Here is a 25,669-nt window from a genome sequence, read left to right on the forward strand (position 1 = left end):
TCTAGCAGGGCTTCAATGCGTTGTTTCATTTCGCCGTCTTCAAGCGGGGTGAACTTATTAAACAGCGGCGCGATCCATTTAGGATAAGCCCATAATAAAGTTAAATTAAAGCCCATCCAAATTAACCAGGTGTAAAACCACCAGGCCTGGTCGATATAGCTGTTCATAATGCTGACAATCGCCCAAAGCAATGGTAGGCCTAAAATAAGCATGAGTCCCCATTGTTTTAGAAGATCGCTCATGAACTTAGCCGGAGTGGTTTTGTTAAAGCCAAATTGGGCTTCGATTTTAAAGGTGCTGATAATTGAAAAAGGCAGGTGAAGCAGAGCTAAAAACCAAAAAGTCGAGAGCAGAAAACCGACATCTTGCCATATAGGTGAAAGTTCTAAGTTCTGCCAGATACGATAAATGTCTTGAAACCCACCACCCAGCGTCATGATCAAAATCACGGCGGCATCAAAAAACAACACAAAACGACTTAGCTGCAGTTTGACGCGTGAATAATCCGCCGCTTTTTGATGTGCTTCCAAGTTGACTACTTCGCTAAACTCTTGGGGTACTTGGTCGCGGTGACGTAGAATGTGAAACTGGTTTTTTATGTTTAGCCAAAGCTCAATCAGCAAGTTGCTGGCAAGACTCAGAACAAACAAGACACTGATGAAATTCATACAAACACCTTTAAACTCGTTTTAATTATAGGGTTGGCGGGTTAATATAGGCGGTTATTGTAAGTTAAAAGGGTGTGTTTATGAAATCGGATAACAATTTGATTTGGATTGATCTTGAGATGACAGGGTTGGAGCCGCGTGAGCACAAAATTATCGAGATCGCGACCCTGGTCACCGATTCCGATTTAAATGTGTTAGCCGAAGGCCCGGTTATGGCGATTAATGTAGGTGAAACCGAGTTGGCGAAGATGGATAGCTGGTGTGTTGATCATCATGGGCGCTCGGGTTTAACCCAACGCGTGAAAGACTCAAGTGTTTCTGCACGTGACGCCGAATTAAAAACCATTGAGTTTTTATCCCAATATGTTTCAAAAGGCGTGTCGCCCATGTGTGGCAACAGTATTTGCCAGGATCGTCGTTTTTTAGTCGAAGAAATGCCTGAACTTGAAGCTTATTTTCATTATCGCAATCTAGATGTCAGTACGTTAAAAGAGCTGTCAAAGCGTTGGGCGCCTGACGTGTATGCATCGCACAAAAAACAAGGTGCGCACTTGGCGATGGCTGATATTCTTGAGTCGATTGATGAGCTAAAACACTATCGCGAATATTTGTTTAAGAAGTAATAACCTAGTAAACTTGTCAGAAATGAGTGTCACCACTCATTATTCAAAATAAAATCAAGCATTTTGAGTTCTCAAGGTGCTTGATTTTCTATATAATTAGAATCTTTTTTCGATTTTATGAACTAAGCAGGCGGTTGCTTCTGTAACCATTTTGGTCTGTTTAACAATTGGAGGGCCATTATTGTGGAACTAACTGGTGCCCAAATCTTAATCCATTTTTTGGAGGATGAGGGGGTAGAGCATATTTGGGGTTATCCGGGTGGCGCAGCTTTGCCCATCTACGATGCCTTGGACACGGACGCGAAAGAATTGAAACATATTCTCGTCCGTCACGAACAAGCCGCGGTACACGCAGCGGATGGTTATGCACGCTCTACAGGTAAGCCAGGTGTGGTGCTCGTAACGTCAGGACCTGGAGCCACCAATACCGTTACCGGTATTGCAACGGCACATATGGATTCGACGCCAATGATCGTGATTACTGGGCAAGTAGCCACCGATATGATCGGTTTGGACGCTTTCCAGGAAGTCGATACGGTTGGGATTACGCGCCCCATTGTGAAACACAATTTCTTGGTCAAGGATGTTAATGATCTTGCGATGACGCTCAAAAAAGCGTTTTACATTGCAACAACCGGCCGACCAGGCCCTGTTGTTATTGACATTCCTAAAGATGTCCAAAACGCCACAAGCACCTATGAATATCCACAAGAAGTTGAGTTACGCTCCTACTTACCTGTTGTAAAAGGGCATACTGGACAAATTAAAAAAGCGGTCGAAATGATGCTGAGTGCTGAGCGACCAATTTTCTATACCGGTGGTGGTGTCGTCATGGGTGAAGGCTCGGAAGAGCTGGTGAAACTTGTGAAGTCGTTGGGTTACCCAATTACACAAACCTTAATGGGTTTAGGCGCTTTTCCTGCGGATGATAAGCAAAATATTGGTATGTTGGGGATGCACGGTACTTACGAAGCCAATTTGGCGATGCACCATTGCGATGTGTTGATTGCAATTGGTTCACGATTTGACGACCGTGTAACCGGTAATATTGCTAAGTTCTGTCCGACCGCTAAAATTATCCATGTGGATATTGATCCAGCGTCTATCTCGAAAAACGTGGTGGTAGATATTCCGATTGTGGGGCCGGTTCAACAGGTCGTGCAAGAAATGAATACACAGCTTGCGAAGTTAAACAAAAAGCCAAATAGTGAAGCCTTGCAGGCCTGGTGGTCTCAGATAGATGAATGGCGTAATGTCGATTGCCTGAAATACGACACCAGTGGTAGCAAAATTAAGCCTCAGGCGGCTGTACAAGCGGTTTGGGAAGTCACCAAAGGTGATGCTTACGTCACAGCGGATGTAGGACAGCACCAAATGTTTGCGGCGCAATACTATACGTTCAATAAGCCGCGTCGTTGGATTAACTCTGGTGGACTCGGCACCATGGGCTTTGGTTTGCCAGCGGCTATGGGTGTGCAGATGGCTTACCCAGATGCAACGGTGCTTTGTATTACGGGTGAAGGTTCGATTCAAATGAATATTCAAGAGCTTTCGACCTGTATGCAATACGGCTTGCCGATCAAAGTGGTGTGCTTAAACAACGGCTTCTTGGGCATGGTTCGCCAATGGCAAGAGTTCTTCTACGACCGTCGTTATTCGATGTCCTATATGGATTCTTTGCCGGACTTCGTGAAGCTAACCGAAGCTTATGGTCATGTTGGGGTGCGTATTGATGACCCTAAAACCATGAAGAAACAGTTAGAGGAAGCGTTTGCGCTGAAGGATAAATTTGTCTTTATCGACATTATTACCGATCAGCAGGAAAACGTATATCCAATGATCCCAGCCGGTGCGGGACAAAACGAAATGATTTTGGTGTAACGATGAAACATATTATTTCAATGTTAATAGAAAATGAATCGGGGGCGTTATCACGTGTATCCGGTTTATTCTCCGCGCGTGGTTATAACATTCACGCTTTGACCGTCGCACCGACCGAAGATGAATCACTTTCGCGTTTAACGCTGGTGACGATTGGTACGGCCCATCAAATTGAACAGATTGTGAAGCATCTTAATCGTTTAATTGATGTGGTGAAGGTGATCGACTTAACCGAAGGCCCACATATTGAACGTGAGTTGATGTTAATTAAGCTATCAGCGACGGGTGAGTTCCGTGAGGAGTTTGTGCGTTTAACGGATATTTTCCGCGGCACCATTGTGGATGTTACCGCCACCACCTATACCGTTCAAATGATCGGCGAAACTCAGAAGTTGGACGCTTATATTGCGGCGATTGATCCTGCTTTGATTCTAGAAACTGTACGTTCCGGCGCCATGGGGATCATGCGTGGCGAGAAGTGTTTACAGATTTAATGGCTAAGCGGATAAAGCACCAGGCCTGGTTTTAGCAAAATAATCAGGTCTGGGTTATAATCCCCCAAATTTTCTAACAGATTTTATTTTAACCCTTTCAAATTCAAAGGAAAAAACATGCAAGTTTACTACGATAAAGATTGCGATCTTTCAATTATCCGTGGCATGAAAGTAGCGGTAATCGGTTTTGGTTCACAAGGTCACGCGCACGCGGCTAACTTACAAGATTCAGGTGTAGATGTAACGGTTGGCCTGCGTCCAGGTTCGTCATCTATCAAAAAAGCCGAAGGTTATGGCCTAAAAACCGCTGACGTTCCAACCGCCGTTGCTGCGGCTGATTTGGTTATGATTTTGACACCGGATGAATTCCAGTCACAGCTATACAAAGAAGAAATTGAACCTAACTTGAAGAAAGGTGCGGTTTTGGCTTTCGCTCACGGTTTCGCGATTCTTTATAACCAAGTAGTACCACGTTCAGATCTAGACGTTATCATGATCGCGCCGAAAGCACCGGGTCACACGGTACGTTCTGAGTTTGTTAAAGGCGGCGGTATTCCTGACTTAATCGCGGTTCACCAAGATGTGTCTGGTAAGGCTAAGTCGATTGCCCTATCTTATGCTTCAGGCGTAGGCGGCGGTCGTACCGGTATTATTGAAACTTCTTTCCGTGAAGAGTGCGAAACAGACCTATTCGGTGAGCAAGCCGTACTTTGTGGTGGCGCAGTTGAATTGGTCAAAATGGGCTTCGAAACTTTGGTTGAAGCTGGTTATGCACCAGAAATGGCTTACTTCGAATGTTTGCACGAGTTAAAACTGATTGTTGACTTGATGTATGAAGGTGGTATCGCCAACATGAACTACTCTATCTCGAACAATGCCGAGTATGGTGAGTATGTGACTGGCCCACAGGTTATTAACGAAGAAAGCCGTATGGCGATGCGTGAAGCCTTATATAACATTCAGAGCGGTGAGTACGCGAAGCGCTTCATTCTAGAAGGTATGACTAACTACCCAGAAATGACGGCGATGCGTCGCATTAACGCTGAGCACCCAATTGAAGTGGTGGGTGACAAGTTGCGTTCAATGATGCCTTGGATTCAAGCCAACAAAATCGTTGATAAAGACAAAAACTAATTTTTTAGGGGCTTGTTTCCTGATTTCTTTGTTGGAAGTTGACTTGTTTACTTATTGTAAACTTCGCCAATTTCCGCCGCGAACTTAGAAAAAACACCACCTAAATATGTTGTTTAAGAACCTGCCTTGCGCAGGTTTTTTTATGGGTGAAGCCCTAATTTATAGGAAAACAGCATGTTAGACGAGGCGATTGAAAGTTTGCCGGAAATTTTAAAGCGAGATCTGCACGACAATCTTTGTGTGTGTAATCAAGTACCTAAAATAAAAGTGATTGAAGCGATAGTGTTAGGTGCGGATACACGTGAAAAGGTTTGCGCACAAACCTATGCGTCTGACGGTAACGGCTGTTGTAAATTGCAAATTAAATATCTGTTGGAGCATTTTAATGCCCAGCGAAAACCGGACTAAATCAACGTGAAGTCACATCAAAATGCTTGAATTGGCGGGCTACTCAGGTCTATTTTTTAGTGCGTTAATAGCCGCGAGTTTGTTGCCTTTGCAGTCTGAAGCCGTGTTGGTGAGTTTGCTGATGACAGAGCATTATCATTGGGCTGTATTATGGTTAATAGCGACGGTTGGCAATGTACTGGGTTCGATCATTAATTGGTGGCTGGGCCTGTATTTAGTGCATTTTCGCGACAAATCCTGGTTTCCGGTTAGCGAGGCGCGTTTAGAGAAAGCACAAGCTTTTTATCATCGTTATGGCCGCTGGTCTTTATTGTTAAGCTGGATGCCGGTAGTGGGCGATCCACTGACGCTGGTGGCAGGGGTAATGCGAGAATCATTCTGGGTGTTTCTAGCGCTTGTCACCTTCGCAAAAGGTGGGCGTTATTTAATTTTGATTTTGTCAGTGCAAGGTTGGGTGTAAGTAAAGCCTTTTGTCAGTGTGATTTGACAAAAGGCTTATCAAGCTAATAATTGAGCCGTCTTAATTAGAAAGGGCAACCCATGGCAAGCGCATTAGTTTTCACCTTTTCGCGCTCAGCGGCATCCGCTGCGGCATCAAAGCCGTCGCGTTCGTACCAGCCCTGAGTGTGCTGTAAAATCACGTCCGATAAAGCTTCCGTATGGTCTTGGCGACTGTTGAGCGCCTTAATGTAACTGAACTTCTCACCGCCAGCGTGTTCAAAGTATTCACGGTTTTCACCGTCGATTTCTTCGATCGTTTCTAAACAATCCGCTGAAAAGCCGGGGCAAATTACTTGGACGTGTTTAACACCTTCGGATGGTAAGGCTTTCATGGTCGCGTCGGTGTAGGGTTTAATCCATTCCTCTTTACCAAATAAGGATTGGAAGGTTACGCGGTATTCATGCTTTTCTAAGCCTAATTCTTCTGCCACCAAGCGTGATGTAACGTGGCATTCGCAGTGATAAGGATCGCCATTGTCTAAATAGCGTTTTGGAACGCCGTGGTAAGACATGACGAGTAAATCAGGTTTGCCATGTTCGGCTTGATGTTCGCGAATCGAGTTAGCTAATGCTTTAATATATCCAGGATGACGGTGGTAGTGGTTTACAAAACGTAGTTCAGGCAACCAGCGCCACCCTCGCAATACTTCGGTTACCTTGTCGAAAGTGGAGGCCGTAGTCGCACCAGCATATTGAGGGTAAAGCGGCAGGACAATTAAACGTTGAACGCCTTGGGCTTCGAGTTTTTTTAGTGCGGATTCAATGGATGGATTGCCATAACGCATCGCTAATTCAAATACGACTTTACCTTTAAAGTGAGGACGCACTTGTTCGCTAATGCCATCAAGTTGGCGTTGGGTAATATCAAGCAGGGGTGAACCCGGACCTTCTGATCCCCAAACTTCTGCATAAGCTTCAGCCGACTTAGCAGGACGCGTGTTTAAAATAATACCATTCAAAATTAACCACCATAACCAACGAGCGGGTGGCGGCTCAACAACACGGGGATCCCATAAAAACTCTTTTAAATAGGGCTTTAACGCTTGTTTAGTTGGGGCATCTGGCGTACCTAAGTTAGTGATTAGGATACCGGTGGCCGCTTCGTCTCCATGTTGGTAATGCGTATTATTATGATAAAACATAGCGATCTCTTATGTTGCTAAAAAGTTACTTTATTGTATAGGATGTGTATAAAATAACAAGGTTAAAAAAGCGCCACTCATAATGTCTGACAAGAAGGCTTATAGCGCGGGTTTTTGGTATTCACATTTAATTCTCAGTTTTAACGATACCGCCTACTATGATGAACAAAAAATACGATTCGTACAACCTAACAAAATGAGATAGAGAAATATGCGGCTAAATTTTACACATGCATTGATTGGTTTTTTACTCGCCAGTTATGGTTTGATCTCACAGGCGAATCAGCCTCAGTCGGTTGTGTCAGCTCTAGTCTTTGAGCAAGAAATTATTGAAAGTATTCAGGCTTTGGGCGATTTAAAAGCCAGTGAATCGGTAGAGATAAGTTCAACAGTGACTGAAAAAGTCGACTCTATCCATTTTAATGATGGCGATCTTGTAGAGAAGGGTCAGATATTGGTGCAGTTAAAAAATGCTGAAGAGCTAGCAACGCTAGATGAGCTAAAGATTGCTACCGATAACGCTAAGCAACTCTATGATCGTTATTTACCTTTGTTTAAACGTGGTGATATTTCTCAATCAACTTTAGACGAGTATAAGCGTGAATGGGATTTGGCGCGCGCCAAAGAGGCGGTGTTACAAGCTCGCATTGATAAGTTGAAATTGATTGCGCCTTTTGCCGGCAGGGTGAGTCTTCGTCAGGTGAGTGAAGGCGCATTGTTAACCCCTGGTTCGGTGGTGACCACGCTGCAAGATTTGGCAGAAATGAAATTAGATTTTAGTGTACCGAGCCGATTTTTGACGGAGTTAAATGTTGGTGACCAGGTCGTTGCTAAAACGGATGCTTATGTTGATCAAGAGTTTGTTGCTCAAATAGAGACGATTTTACCAACGGTGGATATCCGAACACGAAGTGTTCCAGTTCGAGCTAAATTATCTAATTCTGATAACCGTTTGGTTCCGGGCATGTTAATGAATGTTAAACTGCAACAAAAACCACGCTCGGTTTTACTGATACCCGAAACCGCAATTGTGCCGATTGCGGAGCATCATTATGTTTATAAATTGGTTTTAGAGTCGGATGAGCTATACAAAATTAACCGCGTAAAAGTCACGCTAGGTTTAAGACAACCAGGCCTGGTGGAGGTTAAAAGCGGATTAAAGCTAGGTGATAAAGTTGTCAGTGAAGGCGCCTTGCGTGTCCGCCCCGGCCAAATTGTGAAAGCGATGGATAAGCTTCCCGTGCAATCAAAAGCGGCTGAGGATACAAAATTATGATGCTATCTGATGTGTCCGTAAAACGTCCGGTGCTGGCCGCCGTCATGTCACTTTTGTTAGTGGCGTTCGGTTTGGTTGCGTTTGATCGTTTGTCGCTTCGAGAATACCCAAATATTGATCCCCCGATTGTTTCTATAACCACCACCTACGCAGGCGCTTCTGCGGCCGTCATTGAATCCCGAATTACTAAAATTATTGAAGATCGCATTGCAGGGGTTGAAGGGATCCAATATATCCAGTCCACGTCTTCAGATGGTCGGTCTCAAATTACAATTGAGTTTGACATTAATCGTAATATCGATGCCGCTGCGAATGATGTGCGTGACCGTGTATCACGTTTGGCCAGAGATTTGCCAATCGAAGCCGATCAGCCAGAAGTAGAAAAGGTTGATGGCGATGACGATGTGATTATGTGGTTTAACCTAACCGCAGATAATATGACGGTGCCTCAGTTAACCGATTATGCCAGTCGTTATTTAGTAGATCGCTTTTCTGTGCTAGATGGCGTTGCACGCGTGCGGATTGGTGGTGGCCAAGAATACGCCATGCGATTGTGGCTAGACTCAGATGCCATGACCTCGCGCGGTTTGACGGTTGCCGATGTCGAACATGCCTTACAGCAGTCAAATGTTGAGTTGCCGGCGGGTATGGTGACAATGAAACAAATGTCATTTAGTGTTCGTGTCGATCGTCAATTGGTATCGCCAGAGGATTTTGAACGTTTGGTCGTGGTTCAGGGCGATGGCATGAATGTGGTGCGACTGGGCGATATTGCACGAATCGAAAAAGGGGCGATTGAAAATCGTAACTTATTTAGAGGTAATGAGCTGCCCATGGTGGGTCTAGGGATTATTAAACAGTCGACCGCTAATACATTAAACGTTGCAGAAGTTGTGAAGGCTGAAGTGGAGCGGCTTAATAAGATTTTACCCGATGGCATGGCGATTAAGCCTAGCTATGATAGCTCCGTGTTTGTCAAAAGTGCGATAAGTGAAGTATATATAACCCTAGCGATTGCGATCGGTTTGGTGATGTTGGTTATTTTTGCTTTTCTGCGCAGTGTACGGGTGGCGATTATTCCATTAGTGACCGTGCCAGTCTCACTAATCGCAACTTTTTGGGTGTTATGGATGTTGGGCTTTTCAATTAATATCCTAACGCTATTGGCCTTAGTGCTCGCGATTGGTTTGGTGGTGGATGATGCAATTGTGGTGCTGGAAAATGTACAACGCCATATTGAAAAAGGTTATTCTCCTCTGAGTGCCGCCTTTGTGGGAACACGTCAAGTCGGCTTTGCCGTGGTGGCCACCACCTTGGTTTTGGTCGCGGTATTTGTCCCCATTAGTTTCTTGGAAGGCAACCTAGGGCGGCTGTTTAGTGAATTTGCCATTACGCTGGCGGTCGCAGTTCTTTTCTCAAGTTGGGTTGCCTTAACTTTATCGCCTGCCTTAGCCTCCAAGCTTTTAAAGCCGGGTAAATCCAATCCTTCACATATTGACTTTGATGCCGAACATATACCGGATAAACCTAATTTTTGGATTCGAGCCTATCGTCCGGCCTTATCATTTGCATTACGTTGGCCATGGGTGATAGCTGCTATCTTTGGCGCTACCTTGTATGCTTCCTATTTTTTGATGCAAAATCTACCCCAAGAATATGCGCCCAAAGAAGATCGCGGCGCTTTCTTTGTATTGATCTCTGGGCCTGAGGGCGCGACACACGATTATATGAAAGATTATATAAATGAAATCGAAGCGCGCTTAATGCCACTTGTAGACTCAGGTGAAGTGAATCGATTATTAGTGCGTTCACCGCGTGGGTTTGGTAGTACACAGGTGTTTAACACCGGTATAGCGATTCTGATTTTGAATGACTGGTCAGAACGTCGGTCAGCTTTTGACATTATGCAGGAAGTGCGTCAAAAACTTGCGGATTTGCCGGGCGTTCGTGCGAATCCAGTGATGCGACAAGGCATCGGTGGACGAGTGCAAAAACCAGTACAGTTTGTTATCGGTGGTGGCAGTTATGAGCAGCTCGCCGAATGGCGCAATATTATGCTGGATAAACTGCAAGAAAATAACCCTGGCCTAGAGGGGATTGATTCAGACTATAAAGAAACCAAGCCTCAGTTACGCGTGCAAATTGATTACGATCGTGCCGCAGATTTGGGTGTGACAACGTTAGATATTGGGCGAACCTTGCAGACCTTGTTGGGCTCAAGGAAAGTTACGACTTTTGTTGAGCAGGGTGAAGAGTACGATATTATTCTTGAAGCTGAACGTAGTGAGTTTAGAACGCCAAAAAGCTTAGACAATATATATGTACGCTCAACCACGACTCAGGAACTTATTTCATTATCAAGTTTAGTCAGTATTGAGGAGTTTGCTGACTCCGGTTCGTTAAATCGTTATAACCGGATGCGTGCCATTACGATCGAGGCCAATTTGGCAGATGGCTACACCCTAGGGGAGGCATTGAGTCATTTAGAGACCTTAGCTAGAACCCACTTGCCAGATGATGCCATGATTGACTACAAAGGTCAATCGCGTGACTTTCAAACTTCAGGTAATGCAGTGTTGTTTGTGTTTTTGCTGGGCATGATAGTGGTGTTTTTGGTCCTGGCCGCGCAGTTTGAGAGTTTTATTAGCCCTTTCATTATTATGTTTACTGTCCCCTTGGCAGTCGCGGGTGGTTTATGGGGTTTATGGTTGCATGGTTTAAGTTTGAATATTTACACCCAAATTGGGCTGGTCATGTTGGTTGGTCTCTCAACTAAAAACGGCGTATTAATTGTTGAATTTGCTAACCAATTAAGAGATAAAGGCCAAGCTTTTTATGAAGCATTATTCGAAGCCGCATGTTTACGGTTACGTCCGATTTTAATGACCGCGATAACAACGGTGGTAGGGGCTATCCCATTGGTCATTTCATCAGGAGCGGGAGCAGAGACTCGCTATGTTATTGGTATCGTATTACTTTGGGGGGTTTCACTCGCTACCTTTTTTACCTTGTTTGTTATCCCGGTTGTGTATCAGTGGCTTGGAAAGTATAGTCAGCCAGCAGGTGAGAATCAGCGTAAATTGGAAAAAGAGCTTGGGGACTTAAGTAAGGTCTAATTTACGATATTTAAAACGCGTAAAATAAACAGAAATGCGTGTTGTGTGAGTATTTTCATTGTATATCAATAGCTTTGATGCGCGCTATTGGTATGAAAGTTCGTTTTAGTTGTATTTCTACGTGTATAATAATTCCATAGTTCTTTTTTAAGGGTTTTATTATGTCTAAGCGCACCTCATCTTCACTGAATCTCAAAGTCATCGGAATTGCCTCTACTGTTGGTGTGATTGTCGCACTTTTGGTTGGCTCAATGATGTATTTCACTTCTGTAAAGCCTGTTGAACAAGAAGTTCGTCAGGACCTTTTGAATGAAATGAAAATTCATATTGATGCAGCCATGGAGCTGAAAGTTCAGAGCGGCATTATGGGTGCCACCGCTATGACACTGCAAAAAAACATCATTGAGTCTTTGTATGTAGAAGATCGTGAATCGGTTCTTGATGTTTTTGCCAGCGTGCGAGAGGGCTTCCGTTCTAAATCTAACTTCAATAATATCGGCACCATTTTAATGACAGCTGATGGCCGCATGATGATTCGTTCTTGGGATTTAGAGAACTACGGGCAAAATGCTTCAAATAGCCCGTTGGTTCAACGCGCAATGAAAGAAAAACAAGCTTTTGCGGCCTTGGGTATTGGTGCGCGCGGTATCGGTGTCATGGCGATTTCACCGATCATGGACAACGGTGAGTTTATGGGGATGATCTCCCTAATTCAGGGGCTCGCTTCGGTTAAATCTGATTTAAAAAATAACTTAAATATTGACTGGGTCTTGCTGGCAGATAAACGCTACATAGCTGAAAAGTATGGCGATATGCCTAATGTGGATCAGAACAAACCTGTTAATGAAAACTATATTTTAGCCAGTAATCGTTGGTTTGATGAAGCTACGGTTGAAAACGTGACTAAACATTTTAAGCCTGTTGATGGTGAGAATACCGCGCTTTATCTCGGTGGTGGCAAGGTATTTGTAGATCTTCCAGCTTACGATGAAGAGGGCTTAGTCTTTGGGCGTCATATGTTTGTAATGGATGAATCGGTTTATTTAGAGCCGATTCAAATGGCTATGAATGCCGCTTGGATATCATTATTAGGCGTGTTGTTAGGGATCTTTGTTCTAACATTTGCGTTAGTTATAGCGATTGGCCGCATGGTCATTAAACCTTTACAGAAAGTACAAAAAACCGCTGACAACATCATGAGAACGGGTGATTTTGGTTTGCGTGCCGATGTCGGTTCGATGGATGAGGTGGGTAAAACGGCTCACGCGTTAAACGAATTGCTTGAGCAGACTAGTAAGGCATTGGATGAGGCGAATGAAACGGTTAACGCTATTTCTCAAGGCGACTTCAGCCATCGTATAAGCGGTCAATATGTTGGTGATTTAGATAAGTTGAAACAAGGTGTGAATGACAGTGCAGATAATATCGCACAGGTTATGAAGCAATTGGGTCAAACGATGAAAGCCATGCACGATGGTGAATTCAAAATTGATATCGATTGTCAGGCTCAGGGTGAATACTTAAGCATGATGAACAATGCGCAATCAGCCATGAATGAAATGAATGCGATTATTGCGCAGATTAATGAAGTCATGGGGTATATGTCTGAAGGTCAGTTTGATCACCGTGTTGAGCTTGAAGCACGTGGTGAAATGAAAGTCCTTAAGGATCGTATCAATGAATCGATGGCACAATTGGATGATGCAATCAAAGATATTACACGTATTGTGGTGGCGCAAAGCGAAGGTGATCTGACGCAATCGATTGTAGCTGATTACGAAGGTGATTTAAAAACACTAAAAGATGCGGTTAACCAGTCGCTTGATAAACTGGCTGAAATTGTGTCACAAGCTGTCCAAGCGGCAGATATTGTGAGTAATGCTTCGGATGAAGTATCACGTGGTGCGCTCGATTTAAGTCAACGTGTTCAAGAGCAAGCCGCAGCCTTAGAGCAGACTTCGGCGACCATGGATGAGATGAATTCAGCCGTTCAAAATAATACTGATAATTCGCAACAAGCCGCTGAGGTCGCGAGTAAGGTGCAAAAAGAAGCCGCTCAGGGTGAGCAAGTCATGCAGCAAACCATTAAAGCGATGAACTCGATTCAGGAATCGAGTCATAAAATTTCAGATATTGTGACCTTAATTGACGGCATTGCGTTTCAGACCAACTTGTTAGCACTGAATGCCGCTGTTGAAGCAGCGAGAGCTGGTGATCATGGTCGTGGTTTTGCGGTGGTTGCAGGCGAAGTTCGCGCCTTAGCGCAAAAGTCAGCTGAAGCAGCGAAAGATATTAAAACCTTGATTGATGAAAGTGTGTCTCGTATTGACGATGGTACGCGCTTAGCGAGCGAATCGGGTGAGCGTTTAGCATCGATTACCGGATCAATTGAAGAAGTGACAGGTATGATCAATCAAATCGCACGCGCGTCTAGCGAGCAAGCGGAAGGTGTGTCACAAGTGCATACAGCCATTAGTGATATTGATGGTGCTACCCAGCAAAATGCGGCATTGGTTGAGCAAACCTCAGCCGCAGCCGAAAGCATGAATGAACAGGCGAGCGAATTAAGTCGAAATATGGCGTTTTTCAAAACAGGTGCGACCTCAAACAGAATGAGACCGCAAGCTAAACTTGCCGCTAAGCCTGCTCGTCAGGCGCAGCTGCCGGCTAAAGATAAAGTTGATAAAACCGAAACTAAAACGCCTGAAGCTTCAAAGGTTAAGCCCGCGCTTAAGTCACCAGTTAAATCCGAAAAAAATGAGAGTGAGTGGGAAGAGTTTTAATTTCAGTTTTAATATAGCCCCATAAAAAAGCGCCTAAATGGCGCTTTTTTATGGAGTAGCTTTTTAAATAGTAAGTATATTCTGATTCAAGATAGTTTTTCCATGAGCACCAAACTTTCAACATGGCTGGTATTGGGGAACATATCGAATAATTGTATGCGTTTGAGACGATAGCCTTGTTGTTCAATGGCCTGTAAATCACGAATTAAAGTATCGCTTTGACACGAAACATAAACAATACGTTTTGCGTTTAATTCACCTATGACCTGACACAAGCTTTTGGCGCCCAAGCGACCAGGATCTAACAGGACGGCATCATAATTTGACCACCAGGCCTGGTGGTTGGGTTGATCAAATAAATCAGCCTGATAAAAGGTTAGGTTCGTTAACTCGTTTAAAAGTGCGTTGTTTTTGGCCAGCTCAACCGCTCTATTATTGCCCTCTACCGCGACGACCTTGCCCGCTAATTTTGCGGCAGCTAAACTAAAATTACCCACACCACAAAAAAGATCGAGCAGACAGGAATTATCTGAAAGTTCCAACCAGTTCATAGCTTGTCGAACGAGTAGTTCATTTACCGCGCTATTGACCTGAATGAAGCCAGTGGGGTCAAATTGGATTTTTAACTCGTTGAGCTTGTAATAAGGTGGCTGGTTTTGAGCACTATCTGGCGATTGTTTATAAACGCTTGAATCTACCCAAACACCTTGTTGCGCATCACTTAAATGAATCTCCTTGGATTGGCGACTCGCCAATGGGAGTAATTCAAAGCGGATGGCTTGCATGGCTTGTTGTAATTCGGGCGTTAATACCGGACAGTTTTCAATATCGACAACCTGCTCGCTATTGAGTTCGTGAAATCCAAGTTTAGCTTGTTTTTCAGCGCCTTTTGAATGACTAGCTTGTTTGGTAAGGAAAAGCCGAGCACGTCGACGATAGCCTTGAGGTTGAGATTGTTGCATAGGCTCGATACTTAATCGACGCGTATCTAAGCTTTTCGTGAGCTGTTCAATGAGGTTTTTTTGTTTCCAAAAAATCTGCTTCTCATAACTTAAATGCTGAAGGCTGCAACCCCCGCAGCGATTGTAATATTCACAAAAAGGCGTCAATCGGTCACTTGAAACTTCTAGCCATTTCATCACACGGGCTTGTGCAAACTGGGCCTGATCCTGTTGAATTTTGATATCCACAACTTCATCTGGTAGGGCATTTTCAATGAATACGGCTTTGCCATTAATATGACCCACACCACGACCATCGTGTGTCAAACCTTCGACCTTTAAACCAGAGTAAATACCAGATAAAGTTGTTGGTGTTTGGGGTTTAGGTTTTTTAAGTTGGGTGCGTCTTTGAGGAAGTTTCATGTTAAAACCAGTTGATGATTAAATGGGCTTTTAGGACGGTAAGGTATAAAAGATTGGTTGATATCATAATGGTGCGCCCGAAGGGATTCGAACCCCAGACCTCTGCCTCCGGAGGGCAGCGCTCTATCCAGCTGAGCTACGGGCGCGTTTTGTTGTGCCGACATTATAAAGGATTTTAAATACGAGTTTCGAAAACAATCTGCTAAGTTGGTTCCCGAATGAGGGCTCGGTGAATTCGGTGAGTGTTTTTGCCAAGTGAAGTGAACTTTGAGTATAATCGGCGTTAATGGATTAACAGGCGTTATAAATGAGTTCAAGCACACTAGATAGTCGGCGTTTTTTTCGACTCGATATGCCGGTTTACGCGCATATCATGCCGCGCAACCGTATTCCAGGTTGTGACTTTTTTGCCACGCCAGCTATTTATTTGACTAAGCAACAGCAAGCCCAGGCGGATGCGAAACTGATTGAAGCCAAAGATTGGTTAGCTAAAGTTCGGGAGGATACGGATTTAGCCGGTGTTGTTTTAAATGATATTGTGAAACGTATCGCTTTTTTTAATCATGTTATGCAAAGTGTCCAGCTTGGAAGAGCACCATTTAAGCTGGATGATTACGGTCGAAACTTGAGTTTGGCAAAAGCGGAAAATGCGCACCTTGAAACTTATAAGGTCAGCTCGCCTAAAAGCTATGCCTTTTTTAAAGGCATTGAGAATAAGATTAAAACTTATCTGAATGAAATTCATTACATGGCACAAAACTCAGATAGTCGAGAAATCAGGTACCGTAACCTTTTGTATGCCATGCCTAGTCAAGCGGATCAAAACTTAACCATATTAAATAACCCAAAGTTTGATGGCTTAGCTTTGCCGCAGTTTATTCGCACGTTAACCGAGTATGTGAATTTAAACTTAAACACTTTTTTGGCTTTTCAGCGCGATTCAGTCTTAAAGCGTTTTCCTACCCAATGGGAGGCGACCCGGGTTAATTTAAGTGAGGGTGGTATTCGTATAGAACAGCCAAAAGCATTGAAACCGGGCGAGTCAGTATGTGTGGCGTTTTACACCGATCATTATTCTTCGGTCATTGGTATTAAGGGTTCGGTAGTGGCTTGTGATCCGGTAGCTAAGACTTCTGATTATTGTTTGCGAATCAATTTTGATTTTCCGGATCGTGCCCAGCAAATGTTGATTCAGAAAATTATGAATCATTTCGAAATTAATCAATGTGTTGATTGGATCGCTAATGCTGGATAAAAATTACAAACTTGAACAAGGTTTTTTAGCTGAAATTCCACTAAGGTTTCGAAAGGGTTCTATGACTATGTTGGGGATTGAGCCAATGCTTAATATCTTAAATTGGTCAGAACCAGGCCTGGTGGAGCGTTATTTTAAAGATAAAGTGCCAGAAGGCGAAGATTTAGAGCTCGTTCGATCGCGTATTGTTCTGAGTAAAATAACCTATTTTAATCCGCAAACCTTGGATGCAGAGAATATGCAGATCGTTTTTAGGTTAGCGGCTCAAATGCTTGACTTCCCGCAAGCCGATCCCGAGAAGCTAGCCGATTTAACGCGCCAAACTTATCCGGTTTTTTCAAACTGGATGCTGACGGCTAGCAAGTTTATGCGTCAGTCTAAAACAGTGAGTACTAATGGTTCTGTGAAAGACAGTAATGATGTTTCTATAGATTGGTGTCGGTAAAGTACATATCAGTTTTTAGATTATAAAAAAAGGCCGAGCAGGTTGTTTAATCGCCTGCTCGGCCTTTTTGTGGCGATAAAAGTGTCGTAAAATTAGTTTTTCATGAACTGATCTAAGCGATCAAGCGCCACTTTTAGGTTATCCATGCTCGTGGCAAAAGAAATTCGCAGATGACCTTCCGCACCAAATCCAGAACCTGGAACCGCGGCCACTTCGACTTCTTCTAAAATGGCGGTCGCCATATCCGCATCAGACGTAAAGCCCTTCATTTTCATGGCTTCGGCAATGTTGATAAACATATAGAAGGCGCCATCTGCGGGTAAGCACTTGAAGCCGCGAATCTGGTTAACACGTTCAACCACGAATTGGTGGCGTTGTTTAAACGCATCCAACATCGTGTTAATGCAATCTTGCGGGCCGTTCAAAGCCGCCACTGAGGCCGCTTGTGAAATGGAGCAAGGGTTTGAGGTGCTTTGTGATTGCACGGTTTTCATCGCTTTAATAATGCCTTCTGGACCAGCGGCATAGCCGATTCGCCAGCCCGTCATCGAATAGGCTTTAGACACACCATTTAAAACCAAGGTGCGATCTTTTAAGTCTGGACAAACTTCAAGTAAAGTCGTGAAAGGCGTGTCACCTAATACAATGTGTTCATACATGTCATCACAGGCAATTAATACTTGTGGATGCTGGCGCAACACGTCTGCTAGTGCAACAAGTTCTGCGCGACTATAGATGGCGCCAGTTGGATTGGATGGGCTATTGATGACAAATAGTTTGGTTTTGGCGTTAATCGCATTGGATAGCTGTGCGGGTGTGATTTTAAAACTCTGTTCAATGCCGGTTTCGATAATCACAGGCTCTCCGCCAGCTAATAAAGCCATATCTGGATAAGAAACCCAATAAGGCGCCGGGATAATGACTTCGTCACCATCGTTTAAAACGGCTTGGCATAAGTTATAAAAACTTTGTTTTCCGCCACTCGAAACCAAAATTTCACTTAAATCGTAGTCCAAGCCGTTGTCGCGTTTAAACTTAGCTTGAATCGCTAATTTCAAATCCGGTGTGCCATCTACAGCGGTATAACGCGTGTCACCTTGTTGAATCGCATTAATACCAGCGGCCTTAATATGATCGGGCGTGTCGAAGTCAGGTTCGCCGGCTCCCAAGCTTATAATGTCTTTCCCAGCGCGTTTAAGTTCAGCCGCTTTAGCTGAAATAACTAGGGTTAAAGAAGGTTTAACGCGATTAACACGATCGGAAAGCAAGGCCATTTCTCTCTCTCAGGTTTGTATAATGGTGCACATCAGCAGCGCACAAGTTTTTAGATGTAAAATAAGGCTTTATTTTACTGCATTTAAGCGTTATTTAAAGCCGTTTGCGAAATAAGTTTTAAGAGGTGATATGGCAAAAGCATTTGAATTGGTTTCACAATATCAACCCGCTGGGGATCAGCCCGGTGCGATTGCAGGCCTGGTGGAAGGTTTGCAGGATGGTGAAGCTTTCCAAACCTTACTGGGTGTAACCGGTTCGGGAAAAACCTACACGATCGCAAACGTGATTAAAACCGTACAGCGCCCAACCATTATTATGGCGCACAATAAGACTTTAGCCGCCCAATTGTATGGCGAAATGAAAAGCTTTTTCCCAAACAATGCGGTCGAATATTTCGTGTCTTATTATGATTATTATCAGCCAGAAGCCTATGTACCGGCCTCCGATACCTATATCGCAAAAGATGCCTCGGTGAATGAGCAGATTGAACAGTTGCGTTTATCAGCTACTAAAGCCTTGATGGAACGTCCCGATGTCATTTTGATTGCCACCGTGTCGGCGATTTATGGTTTGGGTGATCCCGACCAATACTTAAGTATGATTTTACAATTACGTTTGGGTGATCCGATTTCACAACGCGATATTTTAGCCAAGCTAGTGACTATGCAATACACACGCAATGATTTTGAAATGTACCGGGGTACTTTCAGAGTGCGAGGAGATGTGGTGGATGTGTACCCAGCCGAAGCCGAACAGTATGCTGTTCGTATTGAGCTGTTTGATGATGAAGTTGAAGCGCTGAGTTGGTTTGATCCATTAACAGGCGAAATTATCAGCAAAGTGACGCGCGTGACAGTTTATCCAAAGTCGCACTATGTTACGCCGCGCGAACGTGTGATCGAGACCATAGAAAAAGTGAAAGTGGAACTTAAAAGCCGACTAGACGAGTTGCGCAGTTTAAATAAGCTGGTTGAAGCGCAACGCTTGGAAGAGCGAACTCGACTTGATATCGAGATGATGATGGAGCTAGGTTATTGTCAAGGAATTGAAAACTATTCTCGTTATTTATCAGGTCGTGAAGAGGGCGCGCCGCCGCCAACTTTAATTGATTATTTACCTAAGAACGCTTTAATGGTGATTGATGAAAGTCATGTCACCATCCCGCAAATTGGTGGTATGTATAAAGGTGACCGATCCCGTAAGGAAAACTTAGTTAATTACGGTTTTCGTTTGCCCTCTGCGATGGATAATCGCCCGATGAAGTTTGACGAGTTTGAAAAGCTCATGCCGCAAACCATTTTTGTCTCCGCGACGCCAGCAAACTATGAGTTAGAGCACAGCTCAAAAGTGGTCGAACAGGTGGTGCGTCCAACTGGTTTATTAGATCCGGTAATTGAAGTTCGTCCTGCGACTACTCAGGTAGATGATTTGTTGGGAGAGATAAGATTAATCGTTGAGAAAAATCAACGTGTGCTCGTTACGACCCTAACGAAACGCATGGCAGAAGATTTAACCGATTATTTAGAGGATCATAATGTGCGAGTGCGGTACTTGCATTCCGATATTGATACGGTTGAGCGCATCGAAATAATCCGCGATTTACGTAATGGTGAATTTGACGTGTTAGTCGGAATTAACTTGTTACGAGAAGGTCTGGATATACCAGAAGTTTCGTTGGTAGCCATTTTGGATGCCGATAAAGAAGGGTTTTTACGCTCAGAGCGCTCTTTAATTCAAACGATGGGACGTGCCGCACGTAATCCAGATGGCCGTGCAATTTTATACGCGGATAAAATGACGCGCTCGATGCAAGCGGCGATTGGTGAATCTGAGCGTCGGCGCCAAAAGCAAGTGGACTTTAATACGGCACATGGCATTACGCCTACCGCGTTACGTAAAAAAGTGGCGGATATTCTTGAGCATTCACCTTATGCCAGTAAACCATCCAGAAAGCCGGGTGAGGGTAAGGTTGCTGAGGCAACAGGTGACTATGCTGAGCTGGATTTATCGACCATGCGTCCGGCTGAATTGGCCAAAATGATTAAGCAAACAGAGAAGTCTATGTATGCCGCGGCTAAGTCATTGAATTTTGAAGAAGCGGCGCAATTAAGAGATCAGTTGAAAAGGCTTAAAGCAGGTATGGTGGGAATAGGTGATTTACGTTAAAATGATAAAGTTATGCCAAAAATTTAAAAGGATACGTTTGTGTTAAAAAAAGTGGTGCAACCTGAATGGATAAAATGGCCAGTTGGTTTGGCATTAATGGCTGTTTTATCTCTGGCTGTTGCAAACTTAGATTCTGAGACGGCGAAAGGTGCGGTTGATCCAGCTTTAGAAATTCAACATGCGATTGATAATGAACAATTTGAGTTAGCCGAAACCCTTTTAAATGAAGCGAAGCTTTCCGAATTCCAGCGAGGTTATTTGCAGGGTTGGCTAAGTTTGAAACAACAAGATTCAAAAGCCGCACTGGAAACCTGGCAGGGTTTACGCACACAATTTCCAAATAGCTTGGAGTTGGGAAACAATTTGGCCGTTTTGTTAATGCACCAAGGTGATTACCAGCAAGCTCAAACGGTTTTGGAACAAAGCTTGCATGCAAATAAACAGGTGTCTAAAGCGCTGGGCAATCTTAATCAGTTATATGCCTACCAAGCGCAAAAAGCTTATAAGAAAGTATTTAGTCGTTTGGATGTGGTTGAGCCAAAAGGTGATTGGCTGGCTTTGACGGAAGCCTCAGATGTAAAAGTGGTTGATTCAGAGTTTGCAGACCAACCACAAGTTACATTTGCGGTTGAGGCTTGGCGCCAGGCCTGGTCAAATAAAAATGTGACGAATTACTTGGCGGCTTACAGCGATAATTTTGTGCCGGCCAATAGCCAAAGTCTTAAAGCTTGGCGAAATGCCCGCGAGCGCAGTTTAACGGCTCCGCGTTTTATAGAAGTGTATATCTCAGATGTAAAAATGACGCCGTTAAATGAAAATTTGGTTAGATTTACGTTTAATCAACGTTATCGTTCAAATATAGTGCAAGATGAAGTTGTTAAGGTGTTACTTTTAGAAAAAACAGCAGACCAGTGGAAAATTGTGCAAGAGGTAGTCACTGATGAAATCCGTTAAGTCATATAGCATGGCTCGTTCTGATTGGTGGAAAGTCATGTTGGTGTCGATCTGTTTAACTTGGACAACGACTGGACTAGCCGCATCCGGTTCGCCTGAATCTGCGATGGCCGAAAAAATGCTCATCGAGACTTTAAAGAATATCCAGCAACTTGAGTTGGATGAGGCAATTGCATTGTCGGATTCATTGACAAAAAACTACCCAGATTATCGATTAGCACAGTTAATTCATGCGGATTTGTTATCCATGCGCGCAGGTAACTTTGGTTTGATCAATCAAATACATCAAGCGAATCCCCGCACGGTCGGACGATATAAACAAGAAGCCGAAGTGCGTTGGCGTCATGCACATAGTGATGAAAATCAAGCGAATGTAACCTTGGCTCACTCAGTATTAAAAGTGGGTTATCAGCCTCATGTCATCGTGGTTAATTTAGCGAAAAGCCGTTTGTATTTGTATCAAAATAATGAGGGACAATTAGACTTATTAACCGATTATTACATTTCGATGGGCACCGCTGGGGGCGGCAAACAACGTGAAGGCGACCGCAAAACGCCAATTGGTGTTTACCATATTACCGACTGGGTGCCAGGTGAACGTTTAGCTGATTTATTTGGCGTTGGTGCATTGCCATTAAACTACCCAAATATCTGGGATCAATCTTTGGGTCGAACCGGACATGGTATTTGGTTACATGGTACGCCTAGTAATACTTTCAGCCGGCCGCCACAGTCTAGTCAAGGTTGTGTAGTATTAAACAATGAAGAGATGAGTAGTTTGGTTGCAAAATACAACGTTGGTTTGGCTACGCCGGTTGTGATTTTGGATGAAAAAGTAGAGTCGGTATTTTTTGAGGCCGAAAAACTAGCGGTATTAACAGAGATTAATGCCTGGCTAGTGGATCAAGGCCAGCCATTTGATTGGGGTAAAGTCAGTGTATATCGTTACCCGAGTGAAGAAGGCTTATATTATGCCACTTTTCCTTCGGTTGAAAACGATGGTCATTTAGTGCATCAGTATTGGCGTCGCAGTCATGATGGTGGTTGGCAATTAGTATTGCAAACCACCGATCCGGTCATGGTTAAAACCAGTTTGTCATAAAACAGTATTTTTTAGTAAAAAGCCTAGGTTGCGTTCACAATCTAGGCTTTTTTCGTTTGAAGCATTAAGTTAACTAAGATAATCTGCGCTAGCTATTAAAAATCCAGTTCGGTCGGTTTTAGTTTGCCGTCTATCCAAATCCCCATGTCATGCCAAATTTGCTTTATTTCTTCTTCGTTCGGTAAACGGCCAGCTGAGTCCAGTTCGATTGTCAAAACTGGAATGTTTAGTTCTTCCCCCGCATAACGACCAAGCGAGCCGGGAAAAGTCCCTAATTGATGAAGTCTTAAATGCCCTACCTTATCGGGTCTTACAAAGTCCGGGCCATCGTAATCTAGCAAGCCGTAAGGGGCATGGATCGAAATAATAGCATCTGGCTGAAAGGCTTTTATGACGTTAACTTGCCATTGAGTTTCAGGCTCACTAGCTGGCCCTGTGCCGGGATTGCGTCTGGGATTGGCGGCATAAAAACTGTGCCAAAAACGTACGGCTTTTTCTTCCCAGTCACTGGTTGGAAAATTACGATTTAAGTCGACGCCATTTGCGTTTTGGCGAGTCGCTGGTTGCACAAATAAACCATCGGGATTAGCCAAAGGCAAAAACAACCAGTGATGATCCACATCTTGGGGGTTGTTGAGCATGGTTTTCATCCACAAATAACTGATGCTGATCGCGGAATATTCATCACCATGCACGCCCCCAATAGCTAACACACGAGCTTTAGGGCGTTTACCATCTACAGGTGTGAATTCTCGATGCAGGAGTGGGAGGCCATGGACACTTTTATGATGGTTGGCGATGAGATCAAATCTCTTGCAGACTTCGTATTCAACGGTGCGTAATTTTTTTGACCAATCCTGGCAAAACTGATCAATTGTCTCGGCATTGTTTGTTGCCGCCATTAGTGGAAGGCTGAACGAAAAACCGAATAAACACCCAATCATTGTGCGTACATAACATGATTTCATCAATGTCCCTTAATCTACAAGTTTTGGATTATTTTAGCTTGTTCTGAGATGTTGTGTTGTTTAGAAATAATCAGCAAAAGTTTATTTTGGTGTTTTGCTTATTTGACTAGAGCGTCTGAATCAAGTTTCGTTAAACAAATGTTTGTTAACAGCCTTATGTTTTGCTTCTTGAAGGCTGATGGTTTGATTAGCAACCAGCTTCTGTAAATCTTGGTCAAGTGTTTGCATACCAAGTTGCTGAGAGGTTTGAATCACCGAGTACATTTGAGGCACTTTATCTTCGCGAATTAAATTACGAATTGCGGAGGAGCCTAGCATGATTTCATAAGCGGCTACACGGTTACCGTCTAAAGATTTAAGAAGGGTTTGTGATATTACCCCTCTTAAAGATTCGGATAACATGGAGCGTACCATTTGCTTTTCCTCAGCGGGGAAGACGTCAATAATACGATCTACCGTTTTCGCTGCTGAGCTTGTATGCAGGGTACCGAACACTAAATGCCCTGTTTCAGCGGCGGTTAAAGCTAGGCGGATGGTTTCAAGATCGCGGAGCTCACCCACTAGAATAACATCTGGGTCTTCGCGTAAGGCAGAACGTAACGCATTACTAAAGCTAAGCGTATCGCGGTGGACTTCACGCTGATTAATTAAACAGCGCATGGGCTTATGAACAAATTCGATTGGGTCTTCTATCGTTAATATGTGGGCATATTGGTTTCGGTTAATAAAGTTAACCATTGCCGCAAGTGTGGTGGATTTACCAGAACCGGTGGGTCCGGTTACTAAAACCAAACCACGTGGCATTAAAGCGAGTTCTTTGAAAATGTCTGGAGCATTTAGTTGATCCAGAGTGAGCACTTGATTTGGAATCGTGCGAAACACAGCGCCAATGCCACGACTTTGTTTAAATACGTTGACGCGAAACCGTGCGATATCAGATAAGTCGAATGAAAAATCAGCTTCTAAGTTGCGTTCAAACTCTTGACGTTGAGCCTCGGTCATAATGCGATAGATTAAGTTTTCGATACTGTCAGCGTCTAAGGCCGGTGTATCAATGCGGCGCACATCACCTTGAGTTCGCAACATCGGCGCAAGTCCAGCAGATAAGTGCAAGTCAGAAGCATTTTGTTGAACGCTAAAGTTTAAGAGTTCGTCGAGATCCATATCAATCCTTGAAGCATGGTTGGCTCGATTATAGACGCACAGTCAATTTTTTGCGAGTCTGTTGCAGAATGAATCCCTTGATTTTTATCAGGTGATATAATCGAGAAAAATTGGATCGGGTCCGCTCGGAATCCGCTTTAAAAAGAGAGTGAATGGATATGCAACCGACGCAAATATTGATTGTAGAAGATGACTTAGCTTTAAGTAAGATGCTGAGTTCAGTCTTAAGTTTAAAAGGCTACGACGTTTTAACCGCAGAAGATCGTTCGAGTGCTCTTGAGGTGCTGGAAGGCCATGCCGATATTCGATGTGTGATTCAAGACTTAGGGCTGCCGCCTAAACCCGATTCGATGGAAGCCGGTTTGGATACTATGCGAGAAATTTTAGAACGCCATCCGGCCGTAAAAATTATTGTATTAACCGGACGCGATAAACAAGAAGCCGCCGTGCAAGCTATTCGACAAGGTGCGTTTGATTTCTTTGAAAAACCGGTTTCGATGGAAAAACTAGTGGATGCGATTGAGCGTTCGTTAATGTTTTTTGATGCAGAGCGCAGCTTACAAGATGAAGGCACTTATGCGATCCATTTTAACTCGACGTTAGAAGAGGATGGGCTAAAGGTAACTAAAGACCATTTTGAAGCTCAGTTGGTCAAGCGTGTGCTAAATGAGGCCGACTTTAATGTGAAAATGGCGGCCGATCGTTTGGGTTTAAGGCGCGAAAATTTATATTATCTAATCCGTAAACACGGTATTGATTTGGAAAGAGCGAACGTTTCTTAATCCTTAGGCTGTTTTGAATAAATATATAAGCACCAGGCCTGGCACTAGTGTCCGGAATAATTTCTGATGCATCATAGCCAGGCCTCACAACAGCGACATCTGTAGTTTGTCATAGTGCTCTTTCTGTTGTTTTCGCCTGTAGTAGTCACTTACCTGGCTAGGACGCTC

Annotated in this window: 20 protein-coding genes, 1 tRNA gene and 1 pseudogene; 15 read left to right on the plus strand and 7 right to left on the minus strand. The window is 43.8% G+C overall.

Going from position 1 to position 25,669, the window contains the following annotated elements; all coding sequences use genetic code 11:
* Positions 1–668: pseudogene (locus VIM91_RS05440) on the minus strand (M48 family peptidase); the annotation flags it as partial.
* A gap of 80 nt (positions 669–748) precedes the next feature.
* Here VIM91_RS05440 and orn point away from each other — a divergent pair.
* From orn to VIM91_RS05470, 6 genes are all read left to right on the plus strand, one after another.
* On the plus strand, positions 749–1,291 hold the full coding sequence (gene orn, locus VIM91_RS05445) for an oligoribonuclease (RefSeq protein WP_331863804.1): 543 nt from the start codon (positions 749–751) through the stop codon (positions 1,289–1,291).
* A 183-nt stretch (positions 1,292–1,474) separates the two neighbouring features.
* A complete protein-coding gene (locus VIM91_RS05450; RefSeq protein ID WP_331863805.1) occupies positions 1,475–3,172 on the plus strand; it encodes an acetolactate synthase 3 large subunit in 1,698 nt (565 codons plus the stop codon).
* A gap of 2 nt (positions 3,173–3,174) precedes the next feature.
* A complete protein-coding gene (gene ilvN, locus VIM91_RS05455; RefSeq protein WP_029935907.1) occupies positions 3,175–3,666 on the plus strand; it encodes an acetolactate synthase small subunit in 492 nt (163 codons plus the stop codon).
* A gap of 117 nt (positions 3,667–3,783) precedes the next feature.
* A complete protein-coding gene (ilvC, locus tag VIM91_RS05460) occupies positions 3,784–4,800 on the plus strand; it encodes a ketol-acid reductoisomerase (protein ID WP_331863806.1) in 1,017 nt (338 codons plus the stop codon).
* A gap of 174 nt (positions 4,801–4,974) precedes the next feature.
* Positions 4,975–5,208 (plus strand): (2Fe-2S)-binding protein, encoded by a 234-nt coding sequence (locus tag VIM91_RS05465; protein WP_331863807.1) that lies wholly within the window; start codon positions 4,975–4,977, stop codon positions 5,206–5,208.
* Between the two features lie 31 nt (positions 5,209–5,239).
* A complete protein-coding gene (locus VIM91_RS05470; RefSeq protein ID WP_414719610.1) occupies positions 5,240–5,668 on the plus strand; it encodes a YqaA family protein in 429 nt (142 codons plus the stop codon).
* A 64-nt stretch (positions 5,669–5,732) separates the two neighbouring features.
* Here the strand turns inward: VIM91_RS05470 and hemH are convergent, their stop codons facing one another.
* Complete coding sequence (hemH, locus tag VIM91_RS05475) at positions 5,733–6,851, minus strand: ferrochelatase (protein ID WP_331863809.1); 1,119 nt, start codon at positions 6,849–6,851, stop codon at positions 5,733–5,735.
* A 211-nt stretch (positions 6,852–7,062) separates the two neighbouring features.
* On the opposite strand from hemH, the gene VIM91_RS05480 reads away from it, so the two are divergent.
* The 3 genes from VIM91_RS05480 (at position 7,063) to VIM91_RS05490 (ending at position 14,026) form a co-directional block, all read left to right on the plus strand.
* Complete coding sequence (locus VIM91_RS05480) at positions 7,063–8,127, plus strand: efflux RND transporter periplasmic adaptor subunit (RefSeq protein WP_331863810.1); 1,065 nt, start codon at positions 7,063–7,065, stop codon at positions 8,125–8,127.
* On the plus strand, positions 8,124–11,243 hold the full coding sequence (locus tag VIM91_RS05485; protein WP_331863811.1) for an efflux RND transporter permease subunit: 3,120 nt from the start codon (positions 8,124–8,126) through the stop codon (positions 11,241–11,243). Before VIM91_RS05480 ends, VIM91_RS05485 begins: the two co-directional genes overlap by 4 nt.
* Before the next feature lie 161 nt (positions 11,244–11,404).
* Entirely contained in the window at positions 11,405–14,026 is a 2,622-nt protein-coding gene (locus VIM91_RS05490) for a methyl-accepting chemotaxis protein (RefSeq protein WP_331863812.1), read from the plus strand.
* Positions 14,027–14,112: 86 nt separating this feature from the next.
* Here the strand turns inward: VIM91_RS05490 and rlmD are convergent, their stop codons facing one another.
* Positions 14,113–15,390: a 23S rRNA (uracil(1939)-C(5))-methyltransferase RlmD gene (rlmD, locus tag VIM91_RS05495; protein ID WP_331863813.1), complete on the minus strand. Its 1,278-nt coding sequence runs from the start codon at positions 15,388–15,390 to the stop codon at positions 14,113–14,115.
* 69 nt (positions 15,391–15,459) lie between these two features.
* Positions 15,460–15,536 (minus strand) — tRNA-Arg (locus VIM91_RS05500).
* Positions 15,537–15,697: 161 nt separating this feature from the next.
* On the opposite strand from VIM91_RS05500, the gene VIM91_RS05505 reads away from it, so the two are divergent.
* Together VIM91_RS05505 and VIM91_RS05510 are read left to right on the plus strand one after the other, a co-directional pair.
* Positions 15,698–16,645 carry a PilZ domain-containing protein gene (locus VIM91_RS05505; protein WP_331863814.1) on the plus strand — a complete coding sequence of 316 codons (948 nt, stop codon included), beginning with the start codon at positions 15,698–15,700 and terminating at the stop codon, positions 16,643–16,645.
* Positions 16,635–17,090: a hypothetical protein gene (locus tag VIM91_RS05510; RefSeq protein WP_331863815.1), complete on the plus strand. Its 456-nt coding sequence runs from the start codon at positions 16,635–16,637 to the stop codon at positions 17,088–17,090. Before VIM91_RS05505 ends, VIM91_RS05510 begins: the two co-directional genes overlap by 11 nt.
* Positions 17,091–17,182: 92 nt before the next feature.
* Here the strand turns inward: VIM91_RS05510 and VIM91_RS05515 are convergent, their stop codons facing one another.
* Entirely contained in the window at positions 17,183–18,364 is a 1,182-nt protein-coding gene (locus VIM91_RS05515) for a pyridoxal phosphate-dependent aminotransferase (RefSeq protein ID WP_331863816.1), read from the minus strand.
* A 130-nt stretch (positions 18,365–18,494) separates the two neighbouring features.
* Here VIM91_RS05515 and uvrB point away from each other — a divergent pair, with 130 nt between their 5' ends.
* Genes uvrB through VIM91_RS05530 form a run of 3 tightly spaced genes read left to right on the plus strand, consistent with a single transcriptional unit; the run spans position 18,495 to position 22,587 of the window.
* The gene (gene uvrB / locus VIM91_RS05520) at positions 18,495–20,531 is read left to right on the plus strand and encodes an excinuclease ABC subunit UvrB (protein ID WP_331863817.1); all 2,037 of its coding nucleotides are present in this window, start codon (positions 18,495–18,497) and stop codon (positions 20,529–20,531) included.
* Between the two features lie 39 nt (positions 20,532–20,570).
* The gene (locus tag VIM91_RS05525) at positions 20,571–21,485 is read left to right on the plus strand and encodes a L,D-transpeptidase Cds6 family protein (RefSeq protein ID WP_331863818.1); all 915 of its coding nucleotides are present in this window, start codon (positions 20,571–20,573) and stop codon (positions 21,483–21,485) included.
* A complete protein-coding gene (locus tag VIM91_RS05530; RefSeq protein ID WP_331863819.1) occupies positions 21,472–22,587 on the plus strand; it encodes a L,D-transpeptidase family protein in 1,116 nt (371 codons plus the stop codon). Before VIM91_RS05525 ends, VIM91_RS05530 begins: the two co-directional genes overlap by 14 nt.
* A 95-nt stretch (positions 22,588–22,682) precedes the next feature.
* Here VIM91_RS05530 and VIM91_RS05535 read toward each other — a convergent pair whose 3' ends face one another.
* Both VIM91_RS05535 and VIM91_RS05540 read right to left on the minus strand, forming a co-directional pair.
* Positions 22,683–23,489, minus strand: coding sequence for a M14 family zinc carboxypeptidase (locus tag VIM91_RS05535; RefSeq protein ID WP_331863820.1), 807 nt, complete (start codon positions 23,487–23,489; stop codon positions 22,683–22,685).
* 186 nt (positions 23,490–23,675) lie between these two features.
* Entirely contained in the window at positions 23,676–24,719 is a 1,044-nt protein-coding gene (locus VIM91_RS05540) for a type IV pilus twitching motility protein PilT (RefSeq protein ID WP_331863821.1), read from the minus strand.
* A gap of 152 nt (positions 24,720–24,871) precedes the next feature.
* On the opposite strand from VIM91_RS05540, the gene VIM91_RS05545 reads away from it, so the two are divergent.
* On the plus strand, positions 24,872–25,501 hold the full coding sequence (locus tag VIM91_RS05545; RefSeq protein ID WP_331863822.1) for a response regulator: 630 nt from the start codon (positions 24,872–24,874) through the stop codon (positions 25,499–25,501).
* Positions 25,502–25,669 lie beyond the last annotated feature (168 nt).

The organism is Thiomicrospira sp. (assembly GCF_036568485.1).
In the GTDB taxonomy this organism is placed as follows: domain Bacteria; phylum Pseudomonadota; class Gammaproteobacteria; order Thiomicrospirales; family Thiomicrospiraceae; genus Thiomicrospira.